The 12107-nt window shown below is 49.5% G+C and carries 14 protein-coding genes; 10 read left to right on the top strand and 4 right to left on the bottom strand.

The window, feature by feature from the left end; all coding sequences use genetic code 11:
* The first annotated feature begins 25 nt into the window (after positions 1 to 25).
* Positions 26 to 238: a hypothetical protein gene (locus B9D94_RS18360; protein ID WP_006209391.1), complete on the top strand. Its 213-nt coding sequence runs from the start codon at positions 26 to 28 to the stop codon at positions 236 to 238.
* Positions 239 to 306: 68 nt separating this feature from the next.
* On the opposite strand, the gene B9D94_RS18355 is transcribed toward B9D94_RS18360, so the two are convergent.
* Entirely contained in the window at positions 307 to 612 is a 306-nt protein-coding gene (locus B9D94_RS18355; RefSeq protein WP_063479110.1) for a DUF2627 domain-containing protein, read from the bottom strand.
* A gap of 156 nt (positions 613 to 768) precedes the next feature.
* Here B9D94_RS18355 and lpdA point away from each other — a divergent pair, with 156 nt between their 5' ends.
* From lpdA to lipB, 5 genes are all read left to right on the top strand, one after another.
* Positions 769 to 2190 (top strand): dihydrolipoyl dehydrogenase, encoded by a 1422-nt coding sequence (gene lpdA, locus B9D94_RS18350; RefSeq protein ID WP_006209393.1) that lies wholly within the window; start codon positions 769 to 771, stop codon positions 2188 to 2190.
* 175 nt (positions 2191 to 2365) lie between these two features.
* Entirely contained in the window at positions 2366 to 3406 is a 1041-nt protein-coding gene (locus B9D94_RS18345) for a thiamine pyrophosphate-dependent dehydrogenase E1 component subunit alpha (protein WP_006209394.1), read from the top strand.
* Entirely contained in the window at positions 3397 to 4383 is a 987-nt protein-coding gene (locus B9D94_RS18340) for an alpha-ketoacid dehydrogenase subunit beta (protein WP_063479112.1), read from the top strand. The genes B9D94_RS18345 and B9D94_RS18340 overlap by 10 nt, the downstream gene beginning before the upstream one ends.
* Positions 4384 to 4401: 18 nt before the next feature.
* Positions 4402 to 5811, top strand: a complete 1410-nt coding sequence (locus B9D94_RS18335; protein ID WP_148247663.1) for a dihydrolipoamide acetyltransferase family protein — start codon at positions 4402 to 4404, stop codon at positions 5809 to 5811.
* 84 nt (positions 5812 to 5895) lie between these two features.
* Positions 5896 to 6576 carry a lipoyl(octanoyl) transferase LipB gene (gene lipB / locus B9D94_RS18330; protein WP_148247662.1) on the top strand — a complete coding sequence of 227 codons (681 nt, stop codon included), beginning with the start codon at positions 5896 to 5898 and terminating at the stop codon, positions 6574 to 6576.
* A gap of 27 nt (positions 6577 to 6603) precedes the next feature.
* Here lipB and prli42 read toward each other — a convergent pair whose 3' ends face one another.
* Complete coding sequence (gene prli42 / locus B9D94_RS18325; RefSeq protein WP_006209398.1) at positions 6604 to 6705, bottom strand: stressosome-associated protein Prli42; 102 nt, start codon at positions 6703 to 6705, stop codon at positions 6604 to 6606.
* A gap of 114 nt (positions 6706 to 6819) precedes the next feature.
* On the opposite strand from prli42, the gene B9D94_RS18320 reads away from it, so the two are divergent.
* Positions 6820 to 7950 (top strand): tripeptidase T, encoded by a 1131-nt coding sequence (locus B9D94_RS18320; RefSeq protein ID WP_148247661.1) that lies wholly within the window; start codon positions 6820 to 6822, stop codon positions 7948 to 7950.
* Positions 7951 to 8021: 71 nt separating this feature from the next.
* Here B9D94_RS18320 and B9D94_RS18315 read toward each other — a convergent pair whose 3' ends face one another.
* Together B9D94_RS18315 and mciZ are read right to left on the bottom strand one after the other, a co-directional pair.
* Positions 8022 to 9236, bottom strand: a complete 1215-nt coding sequence (locus B9D94_RS18315) for a tetratricopeptide repeat protein (protein ID WP_148247660.1) — start codon at positions 9234 to 9236, stop codon at positions 8022 to 8024.
* Between the two features lie 97 nt (positions 9237 to 9333).
* Positions 9334 to 9498: a Z-ring formation inhibitor MciZ gene (gene mciZ / locus B9D94_RS18310; RefSeq protein WP_082834326.1), complete on the bottom strand. Its 165-nt coding sequence runs from the start codon at positions 9496 to 9498 to the stop codon at positions 9334 to 9336.
* Between the two features lie 93 nt (positions 9499 to 9591).
* Between mciZ and B9D94_RS18305 the strand changes: the two genes are divergently transcribed.
* From B9D94_RS18305 to spoIIM, 3 genes are all read left to right on the top strand, one after another.
* A complete protein-coding gene (locus tag B9D94_RS18305) occupies positions 9592 to 10173 on the top strand; it encodes an NUDIX domain-containing protein (RefSeq protein WP_036636793.1) in 582 nt (193 codons plus the stop codon).
* A 1-nt stretch (position 10174) separates the two neighbouring features.
* On the top strand, positions 10175 to 11389 hold the full coding sequence (locus tag B9D94_RS18300) for an endonuclease Q family protein (protein WP_148247659.1): 1215 nt from the start codon (positions 10175 to 10177) through the stop codon (positions 11387 to 11389).
* Between the two features lie 92 nt (positions 11390 to 11481).
* Positions 11482 to 12105, top strand: coding sequence for a stage II sporulation protein M (gene spoIIM, locus B9D94_RS18295; RefSeq protein ID WP_006209404.1), 624 nt, complete (start codon positions 11482 to 11484; stop codon positions 12103 to 12105).
* Positions 12106 to 12107 lie beyond the last annotated feature (2 nt).

The raw sequence follows: 12107 nt of genomic DNA, 5'->3' as shown, positions 1-12107 counted from the left end.
GAAATGCTCTGAGAGGGAGACAAGCATGAGTGACAAGATGGAAACCTGGAAGGCACGTATGCAAGAGGTGGAGTCGCAGGGAGGCTTATCTCCGGAAGCAGCAACGTTAATTCATGCCATGTATGAAGAACTTGAAGTTATAACGAAGCAAAACATGAATCTCCGCAAAACCGTTTTGAAGGCCACTTCCAAACAGACAAGAATGTCGAGCAAATTGAAGGATGCTTTGATGGAATAGCTGGTTCAAACAATCAAAAAAAACAAACACCGGGGATGGCTCTCCGGTGTTTGTTTCATATCGCTTGATTAACTTTTGGATGGCGTTCCTGATTTTGACGTCGGACGCTTCTTTTTGAATCTCGGGCCGACGTAATTTCGTTTGCGATCCCGGAACAGGATCCACCCGCCCAAGAAACTGATGCCGATGACAAACAGCGAAAGTCCGCCTAAAAACGGCAGCCAGCCGAAAGCGGGATTCGCCACGCTATCATCCCCATGAACGGAAATATATAGAAAAACCGCATCCTTCATCATTAAGAAACCCTTCATTGCCATGAAGCCCGGGATGACCAAAATCAAGATGGCAATAAAGCGGGAAATTAACATTTTCATAGGAGATTCCTTCCTGCGACTGATGTAAGTAACTAACGTTTATCATACCTTTTTCATATGATGATGTCTATTTCGATTATCGATTCGGATTTTGTAATCCGAAAAAAAGAGAGTACAATGATAGTGAAAACTGGACTTATTATGGAGGTGCCGTTTGTGGCTATAACTTGTGACGTAGCAATTCTTGGCGGGGGAACCGGTGGTTATGTAGCTGCCATTCGTGCTGCCCAGCTTGGCAAAAATGTGGTCATCATTGAACAGGACAAACTGGGGGGAACCTGTCTTCACCGCGGTTGTATTCCCAGCAAAGCATTGCTTCGCAGTGCTGAACTGTATGCAGAAATGAAGGATAGCGAGAGTTACGGAATCGAGACGAACGGGATTCGGCTGTCATTTGGCAACGTGCAGAAGCGTAAAGACGGCATCGTGGATAAGCTGCATCAGGGCGTCCAATATTTAATGCGTAAAAATAAAATCACCGTCATACAAGGAAAAGGGAGAGTCATCGGTCCATCGATTTTCTCCCCGCGGAGCGGTGCTGTGGCGGTTGAGCTTCCGGATGGGGAGATGGAGACGGTGGTTCCCGCCCATCTGATCATTGCGACCGGATCGCGGCCGCGTCACTTACCGGGCCTTGAGCCGGACGGCATACATATACTGACAAGCGATCATGCACTTCAACTGGAGGAGCTTCCTTCATCCATCATGATCGTAGGGGGCGGCGTCATCGGCGTGGAATGGGCCTCCATGCTGAACGATTTTGGCGTGAAGGTGACGGTAGTAGAGGCCTCCGCTCATCTGCTGCCATCCGAAGATGAAGAAATCGGGCGAGCGCTTACAAAGATGCTTTCCGCCAGAGGCGTTGAGGTGATCACGAACATTAATCTTTTGACCGACAGCTGCGAAATCCAGGATCATAGCGTCTCCATTACGATCGAGCAAGGCGATGAAACAAGAAGGTTATCCGCGGACAAGCTGCTCCTCTCAGTCGGAAGAGTAGGCAATACCGAGAATATTGGCCTTGAGAATACCGATGTTCGGGTGGAGAACGGTGTAATAACGGTGAATGCGAATATGCAGACGACAGAGCCTCACATATATGCGATCGGAGATTGCATCGGGGGGCTTCAGCTTGCCCATGCGGCGAGTCATGAAGGCATTGCGGCCGTAAACCATCTGTCGGGCGAGAAGTCGGAGACTTTCCGCAGTGAATGGATTCCTCGCTGTGTATACACCCGTCATGAGGCGGCGAGCGTTGGTCTGACCGAGAAGCAGGCCAGAGAACGCGGGCATGAGATCAAGATTGGGAAATTCCCGTTTTCGGCGATTGGCAAATCACTGATCCATGGAACGAAGGAAGGGTTTGTTAAAGTCATTGCCGATCAGAAGACACAGGATATTCTGGGTGTGCATATGGTGGGTCCACATGTAACGGAGCTGATTGGTCAAGCGGCATTAGCTCAAGTGCTGGATGCGACACCATGGGAAGTGGGGACGGCTGTCCATGCCCATCCGTCTTTGTCGGAAATTATAGGCGAAGCGATGCTTGCGGTGGATGGACGGGCTATCGGTTTGTAGAGATGAGTGTATTCTTTTGTGGAATCCCTCATTTCTTTTTGCGGAGAAAGGGATTATAATAACATTAAGCCAAGTCTTAGTACCAGGTTTTAATACTTGATCTAATATGCCCCGTTCTTAACGAAATGGGCAGGTCAAGCCTGATAGTCATGGCTCACATAAAGGAGGGATCTCCATGAAAGAACATGAAACGGTTACGGCGAACAACAATAGGCATGAGCAGCTTGGACTGACCGACGGACAAGTGCTAGACATGTACAAATATATGGTACTGGCGCGAAAGTTCGATGAGCGCAACCTGCTGCTGCAGCGTGCGGGCAAAATTAATTTTCACGTATCGGGTATCGGGCAGGAGGCATGCCAGGTTGCTGCTGCTTTTGCACTGGACCGGGAGAAGGATTATTTCTTACCATACTACCGTGACTACGGATTTGTAATGGCCGTTGGCATGACGCCTCGGGAATTGATGCTGTCGGCATTTGCCAAGGCTGAAGATCCGAACAGCGGGGGACGCCAGATGCCAGGACACTTCGGCAGCAAGCGTCTGCGGATTGTGACGGGCTCAAGCCCGGTGACAACCCAGGTTCCGCATGCGGTCGGTATTGCGCTTGCCGCGAAGATGCAGAAGAAGGACTTTGTTTCGTTTGTAACATTTGGTGAAGGATCAAGCAATCAGGGCGATTTTCATGAGGGCTGCAACTTTGCAGGTGTTCACAAGCTTCCTGTCATTATCATGTGTGAGAATAACCAATACGCCATCTCGGTGCCGCTTCATAAACAGATTAGCGGTAAGGTGAGCGATCGTGCTCTTGGGTATGGCTTCCCTGGTATTCGAGTAGACGGCAATGATGCGCTTGAAGTGTACGCCGCCGTGAAGGAAGCGCGCGAACGTGCGATTCGCGGGGAAGGACCTACGCTGATTGAATCCATGATGTACCGTTTGTCCCCTCATTCCACATCGGATAACGATCTGGCTTACCGGACAAAAGAAGAGGTTGAAGAGAACTGGAAAAAAGACGGCGTTGCCCGCTTTAAGACCTATTTAATCGACCTTGGGCTCTGGGACGAAACACGCGATCAGGATCTGGTCGCACAATTGAATCTGGAGATCAAAGAAGCGACGGAATCTGCAGACCTGGCTCCGTTTCCGAAGCCGGAAGATACGCTTCTTCACGTATATGCCGATGATGAAGGGGGCGCAGCAGAATGGCGGTAATGGAGTATATAGATGCAATTCGTCTGGCCATGAAGGAAGAGATGGAGCGTGACGAATCGGTATTCGTCCTTGGTGAGGACGTTGGCGTAAAAGGCGGCGTATTCACTACAACCAAAGGTTTAATGGACCAGTTTGGCGAAGCACGGGTGCTTGACACGCCGCTGGCAGAATCCGCGATTGCCGGCGTGGCGATTGGTGCTGCGATGTATGGCATGAAGCCGATTGCCGAGATGCAATATTCCGACTTTATGTTCCCGGCTACCAATCAGATTATTAGCGAAGCTGCAAAAATCCGCTATCGTTCCAATAACGATTGGAGCTGCCCGGTTGTCATTCGTGCACCTATTGGCGGCGGGATATTCGGGGGATTGTATCATTCCCAATGTCCGGAATCCGTTTTCTTTGGAACACCGGGACTTAAGATTGTTGCCCCGTTCTCAGCTTATGATGCCAAGGGACTGCTCAAAGCGGCTGTACGCGACCCGGACCCGGTGCTGTTCTTTGAGAATAAGAAGTGTTACAAACTAATAACCGGCGATGTTCCGGACGACGATTACGTTGTACCGATTGGCAAAGCAAATTTGCTGCGTGAAGGATCGGACATTACGGTAATCAGCTACAGCATGCCTCTGCATTTTGTTATGCAGGCTGCCGAGGAGCTTGAGAAGGAAGAGGGCATCAGCGCCCATGTCCTGGATTTGCGTACCATTCAACCGCTTGACCGGGAAGCGATTATCGAAGCAGCCCGTACAACGGGCAAAGTGCTGATCGTGCATGAGGATAATAAGACCGGCGGCGTTGGAGGGGAAGTATCCGCTATTATTGCGGAGCACTGCCTCTACGATTTGGATGCCCCGATTATGCGTCTCTGCGGTCCGGATGTACCGGCCATGCCAATCAGTCCACCGATGGAGAAGTTCTTTATGCTTAACAAGGACAAAGTCAAAGAATCCATGCGTCAATTGGCGCTTTATTAAGAACAGGGAGTTGTGAGCATGTCTGAAAATCAGAAATTGACCGATGTTACGATGCCTCAGCTGGCGGAATCCCTTGTTTCCGCGACAATTGCCAAATGGCTGAAGAAGCCGGGGGATTCCATAGAGCAGTACGAACCGATCTGCGAAGTGATTACCGATAAGGTTAATGCGGAGATTCCATCTACGCTGGATGGTGTCATGGGAGAGATTCTTGCCCAGGAAGGTCAAACCGTTAATGTAGGTGAGGTAATTTGCCGGATATCGGTTGCTTCCGCTCAGGAGGCAGCGGTGTTGTCACAGACGGCAGTCAACCGAAATGCTTCCACAGCGGGTCAACCCCAAGAGGGTACTAATGAAGCGTATTCGATGCGCTCGCGTTATTCACCGGCGGTGCAGAGTCTGGCTGCAGAGCACCGGATTGACCTCTCGCAAGTACAAGGCTCCGGCATGGGTGGAAGAATAACGCGTAAGGATGTACTGGCTTATATCGAAAAAGGTGGAGCAGCCGCAAGTTATGCGGCCGAAGGAGCGGCCTTCAATCCATCGCAAGCCCCGAAAGAGACGGTACAGCATCGTTCGACGTCACCGTTTGAAGGTCTGCAGCATCAGATGCCGTCGGAACCGTCGCCACCGCTCGGTACGGCTATCCCGAATGTGCGCCACTCCGGGCTGCATCTGACGGAATCGCCGAAGATTCCAACCATCGAAGTGGAAGGAATGGAGGGCGGAAGATCGGAATATTTTATTGACGTTACTCCAATGCGCAATGCAATCGCTAGAAATATGCGTCAAAGCGTGACGGAAATCCCGCACGCCTGGACCATGATTGAAGTAGATGTGACCAACATTGTGCTGCTTCGCAATCAGCTGAAGGACGAGTTTAAGCGCAAGGAAGGAGTTAATCTCACCTACCTGGCATTCTTGCTCAAAGCCGTTGTGAACGCAATTAAGGATTATCCGATCATGAATTCCTTCTGGGCAGTGGATAAAATCGTGGTGAAGCGCGATATCAATCTGTCGCTGGCAGTCGGAACAGAGGATTCCGTGCTGACGCCGGTTATTCATCGTGCCGATCAGAAGAACATTGCCGGATTGGCAAGAGAGATCGAGGAGCTGGCACGCAAGACACGCGAGGGCAAGCTTAAGCTGGACGATATGCAGGGCGGGACGTTTACGGTAAACAATACGGGATCCTTCGGTTCGATTCTGTCGTATCCGATCATCAACTACCCGCAGGCGGCGATTCTGACCTTTGAATCCATCGTTAAAAAGCCGGTTGTTATCAATGACATGATTGCTGTTCGCTCGATGGCGAATCTGTGTCTGTCTCTGGATCATCGGATTTTGGATGGCGTCATCTGCGGAAGGTTCCTGCAGCGTGTTAAAGATAACCTCGAAGGTTATACCTTGGATACAAAGCTCTACTAAAAATTGCCGTTTTTTTCGTATGAAGTCAGTGGCATAAAGTTTTCATTAGGTTAGTCGGAACCCTATGAAAGAAGGCGTGAGCAGATGAATAAACCGTTAGACGTATCGTATACGCCAATTGTAGATTATGGTATGGCCTGGGAACTTCAGAAATTGCATGTTTCCGCCATTGATCAAGGGGAGCGTCACGAAAGTTTGATGCTCCTTCAGCATCCTCCAACCTATACGATGGGTTCACAGCGACATCCGGAGCATTTGCTGCTTAGTAAAGAGGAGCTGGAGAAACAGGGAATCGGCCTGTTTGAAATTGATCGTGGCGGAGATATTACATATCATGGACCAGGGCAGCTGGTCGGATATCCGCTGCTGCTTCTGGATGGCGGGAAGAATTTGAATCTGCACGGATTTCTTCGCGATGTGGAACAGGTTATTATTGATTACCTGGCCTCCTATCATATTGAAGCAGGGCGCAAACCCGAATATACCGGGGTATGGGTAGGGGATTCGAAAATCTGCGCAATTGGCGTTAAGTTTAATAAATGTCGACAACATCGCGGATTTGTGACGAGCCACGGGTTTGCGTTTAATATTAAATCCGGAATTGCCGACGCGGGCTTCTCAGGCATCATTCCATGCGGAATACAGGAATTTGGTGTAACTTCGCTGGAGGATTGTACGGGGCGTACGTTTGAAGTAGAGGAAGTAGCCCGGGAGATCGTGCCTTACTTCACCCGGGTATTTCCATATGAGGCTCATTGGTTGTAAACGGGAGCTGTGAGTAGCGGCAAGGTCTTAACGAAGGAACAAAGGCTCAAGTACAATCAGAAGCGTTGATCCGATCATAGCAATCAGCATAAGATAGATAACAATTCGAAACCACTTTTTACGTTGCATGGTGTAACTCCTTTGAAATAGGTTTAATGATGAACAAGACTTGCATCTGCATCATCGATTTAAGAAATGGATATAAGGATATTGTATCGTATCTGCGAAAGAGAGGGAAGTCTAGTGATTTCAGAAGAACGTATCATTCGAGAGTTTATGGAATTAGTTCAGGTGGATAGCGAAACGAAACATGAAGAAGAGATCTCGAAAGTGCTTAAAGATAAATTTACCCGTCTTGGATTTGATGTCACCGAAGATGATGCAAAGGAAAAAACAGGTCACGGCGCGGGTAATTTGATTATTACCTGGAAAGCGGATCAGGCTGCTGAACAAACGCCTAAATTGCTCTTTACCTGCCACATGGATACCGTAACACCCGGTAAAAGCATCAAACCCGTACTTGGTGAAGACGGCTGGATTCGAAGCGACGGCACGACCATTCTCGGCGCGGACGACAAAGCGGGAATCGCAGCACTTCTGGAGGGTATTCGGGTGATCCAGGAAAATAACATTCCCCACGGACAAATCCAGTTTGTGATTACGGTAGGTGAGGAGTCGGGGCTGGTCGGAGCCCGTGCGCTCGATCCCGATTATTTGGACGCGGATATCGGGTTTGCCCTCGATTCCAATGGTGAATTGGGTTCGATTGCTGTTGCAGCGCCAACCCAGGCAAAAATCAAGATGATTATCAAAGGAAAATCTGCTCATGCAGGTGTCAATCCGGAGGATGGCATCAGTGCAATTCAAGTGGCTTCCAAAGCCATATCGAAAATGAAGCTGGGACGCATCGACAAGGAAACCACGGCGAACATCGGCAAGTTTCAGGGCGGGGGCGCAACGAATATCGTGTGCGACCATGTTCAGATTGATGCGGAAGCGCGCAGCATCGTTCAGGAGAAAGTGGATAAACAAGTCAATGATATGCGTGAGGCGCTCGAGACCACGGTTCGCGAATACAACGCCAATTGCGAGTTCATCAGCGAAGTCGTTTATCCAGCATTCAGTTTTAATGAACATGATGAGGTTGTTCAGCTGGCACAGCGTGCCATCCGTGGATTAGGTTTCCCAACCCGAACCTTCCAGTCCGGCGGTGGCAGTGATGCCAACATTTTCAATGGTCTTGGCATTCCAACCGTCAATTTGGCCATCGGATATCAAGAAATCCATACCACGCAGGAACGCATTCAAGCGGCTGATCTGGTAAAAGCTGCCCAGATTGTCGTAGGGATTATCCAAGAAACGGCTAAGGCTTAGTTGACAGGAATACAACAAAAGAGCCCGAGGCAGACGATGAAGTCCGCTTCGGGCTTTTATTGTGTTATCTATCAGTTCAAGAATGACATCGTCAACGAATTGCCTTCTATTCGTCTCTGTGCAGGCGACCAGGTAGTATGCCAGTTCGTGCTTTCTACAACATGCAGCGCGGCATGGATGCTGTCCATGTATTGCTCGATTTCCTTCCGCGCAGGTTCTGATGGATACTGCTCCTCCAGTCGTGAGGAGAGGGATATCAAGGCAGACTGTAAATAACAGGCAGCTTCGCCGAATCGCGTCTCGGTGTGTTCAGGATAAGACCGTCTTAGCTGCTCCAGCAAGGATGCGGCTTCATCGTATTTTCCTTGGTCATACAGACTCTCTGCCGCTATAAAACATACGTTCATACTATAGCTGCCATGTTCTTGGAGAGGGAGCGCTTCCAATTGATTTATTTTGGATACAGCGAGTCCCCTGTAACCTTCATAATAAAGAAAACAGATCAGTGCATAATCAGTGTGATCGCTGCAATCCGCAAGCAGCTCCTCGGCTACTGATACCATGCCAAGTGATATGGCGGTATGGGCTAACTCAAGCAATTCGGACATAATGATGAACCTGTCCGGAGCTCTACCTTCCCATTTCCACTCACAGAGCTGTCTGATTCTAGCCAAGTGATTCCTTTCGGCTGCTCTCGGGCAGGCCTGCTCTCCTTGGCTGTTCTTGGAGCCATGCAGATAACTGTCAATAAGCTCTATGGCCTCAGGCAGCTGATCGGTCATAATGAGACAGGACACGTATGGGATGCAGGTATCGGGATTCAAGTTCTCCTGATTGGCAAAACAGAGGGAAGCAAAAGGGTAAGCTCCGATGTAATACAACGACCTGCCAACCATTGCATGGGATGCGGGAAAGCGGTTCGTTTCAGCCAATAGCTGCTCATATATAACCTCATCGGTCGTCCCTTGCAGAAGCAGAAGGGCTGCCCAGTGATTGAGCGCCTCCTGAGCATATGTACCCGCGTGATGCAGGACAGTCTTAAAGGCCTCCTCAGATTTGTGGAAGGCGCGCATACGCATGCTTAATAACCCGTACTCAAGCCAGCTTAGGTCAATCTCTTTCCATCCGGAACGGGTATTGTCAGTTGGATCGGACTTCGCAGCTTCCTTGAAACTTTCCAGAGCTTTATCGAGATACCCGCGTCTTTTGTACCATTTTCCGCGTTCATAATCAGTTGATGGTGGATTTGTAATTGGTTCGGATTCAATAATAGGTAATTGTCGCATGTCGAAGCCTCCCAATGGTATAACACCCGTTTAGGTGAAAAGGTCATGGTCTATATTCGAAAAAAACAGAAAAAAGTCGAAAAATAGGTCTTAGAACCTAATTCTTTGTCCCGCTTTCGCGTTTATTTATTGTATTTTTTGAAATAATATCCATAACTCTCGTCTCTGAGCCCCATTGCTCCTGCCACTGCTTCAGCATAATCCGAATCTGCCAGGCCTGTCCTACCAAATGAATCGAATGGTCTCCTTTATAGCTTTTCATGGGTGTTACCTTCTTTCTGCGGAATTTTGATATAATACACCTTATGCAATAGCATGGTCAGACATGCCGTTTTTAAACAAAGGAGGTCATTTTATGAGCGATATCGGCAGTAAGAACCGGGAAGCTTCGGATAAATTGCTGGAAGAAACCACGTTGTCTTCTCAATCGATTTTTGAAGGGAAAATTATCTCGCTGCAGGTGGACACGGTGAAACTTCCGGATGGACAGACCGCTAGCCGTGAAGTTGTCCGGCATCCGGGTGCGGTCGCCGTGCTGGCATTAAAAGGCGACACAATGCTGGCTGTGAATCAGTACAGGCAGCCGCTGGGCCGCTGCGAGGTTGAAATACCTGCGGGCAAGCTGGAGCGTGGGGAGGATCCTCTGGAGGCTGCCAAGCGCGAACTTCAGGAAGAGACGGGGTATACCTGCGGTTCCATTCGGAAGCTTCATTCCTTTTACACGTCACCGGGCTTTGCGGATGAAATCATTCATTTGTATTTGGCGGAAGATCTCGTTAGCGGCGATATGAATCCGGATGAGGATGAATTTATAGAAATGATGGAAATTACGCTGGAAGAAGCTTATTCCCTCATTCAAGAAGAGAGGATCAGCGATGCGAAGACCATCCTGGCTGTGTATGCCTGGAATATGTACAAACTGACAGGGAAAATCTGATATGCTGTCATCTTTAGAACAGACAACGGCCCGGAAGCTTCATTCTTTTTATGGTGATATGCATATTCACATCGGACGCACGAGCAGCGGGCAAGCTGTGAAAATAAGCGCAAGCAACAATCTGACCTTTGAGAATATTGCCATCGAGGCATCGGAGCGAAAAGGCATCCAGATGATTGGCATCATCGATTGCCACTCTCCTTCGGTGCAGGAGGATATTATCCAGTGTCTCGACAGTGGAGCCATGCAAGAGATCGATGGCGGAGGGATAGCGTACCGGGATACGGTCATCCTGCTTGGCAGCGAGATCGAAATTCGTGAAAGCGGCCGTGGTGCAGCCCATGTGCTGGCCTATTTTCCAGATCTGGGTACGATGCAGGATTTCACCGTCTGGATGGCGAGATCTATGAAAAATGTGCAGCTGAGCTCTCAGCGCATCTACGTTACTCCGCGTGAATTGCAGCAGGAGATTGTTGACCGCGGCGGTTTGCTGGTGCCTGCACATGTGTTTACGCCTCATAAGGGGCTGTATGGCAGCATGGCGGATCGTATGAGCGAGGTATTCGACCTGAACGGGATCGCCGGAATCGAGCTTGGGCTCAGTGCGGACTCCTCGATGGCAGGGCGGATAAGCGAGCTGGACGGTTATTCCTTTCTGACCAACTCCGATGCCCATTCGCTTGGTAAGATCGGCAGGGAGTATAACCGAATTGACATGGCTGAGCCTTCTTTTGCGGAATTCCGAATGGCACTCGAGGCCAAGGACGGGAGGAAAATCAGCGCAAACTACGGGCTTAATCCCCGACTGGGAAAATACCATCGGACCTATTGCAGCGGATGCAATAGCATTCTGGATGAGGGCAGTGATATAAAAGAAATGAAGCGCTGCCCATACTGCGGCAGCACCAAGTTGGTACAGGGGGTATTTGATCGGATTCTTCATGTCTCGGATCGTGAAGAACCCGTGATTCCCCTCAGCCGACCGGAGTATCACTATCAGGTTCCGCTAGAATTCATTCCCGGGCTTGGCAAATCCGCCATGTCGAAGCTGCTGCAAGCCTTTGGAACGGAAATGAATATCCTTCATCAGGCGACGGAGGCAGAGCTTGCGGCAGTTGCCGGCGATCAGCTGGCGGCAAGCATTGTCATGGCCCGAAACGGGACGCTGTCCCTGTTGGCAGGCGGGGGAGGCACTTACGGGAAAGTGCTTCGATAAATCCACGGGACTCTCTTTCATTCACCGAAAGTCATAGAAGAAGGACGAGTGTCATAGAGTAGAGTAGAGACGCAGAAAGGAGACTCTATTCTATGTCATCATTCCGCCAAGCCTTTAAGGATCAGACTACGCTCTATGTGTTTGTTGCCGTCCTGTTCTTAGTCGGCGTACTGTTTGGAGCGTTGATGGTCAATGCACTTTCACTGGAGCAGCAGCAGGAAATGGCCCGATATTTGAATCACTTTTTTGTTAACGTGCAGGACGGTGGAGAAGCCATGAGTCAATCTTCTTACTGGAGCATCGCAGCCCTTCATCTGAAATGGATCGGCTTGATATGGATTCTGGGATTGTCCGTCATCGGACTTCCTGGAATATTGATATTGGATTTCTTAAAGGGAGTTCTTATCGGGTTCACGGTCGGTTATTTGGTCGGGCAATATTCGTGGAAAGGACTGCTGTTTGCCCTGGTGTCGATTGCGCCGCAAAATTTGCTGATTATTCCGGTGCTCATGATGTGCAGTGTAGCAGCAATCACCTTCTCTCTATATATCATCAGAGACCGTTTTATTATGAATCGCGGCGGCAGCATGATGAAGCCATTTGCATCTTATGCTTTGTTGACGTTCTGCATGGTCCTGCTGACACTCGGAGTTGCATCCTTTGAAACCTGGGTTACCCCTGTTATGATGCGCTGGGTCACTCCAATGTTGCTTTAATC

Origin of the sequence: Paenibacillus sp. Cedars, from assembly GCF_003184205.1 — a bacterium.
In the GTDB taxonomy this organism is placed as follows: domain Bacteria; phylum Bacillota; class Bacilli; order Paenibacillales; family Paenibacillaceae; genus Paenibacillus_AQ; species Paenibacillus_AQ glucanolyticus.
The sequence above is the reverse complement of the archived record's forward strand: the minus strand, read 5'-3'. Positions and strand labels throughout refer to the sequence as shown.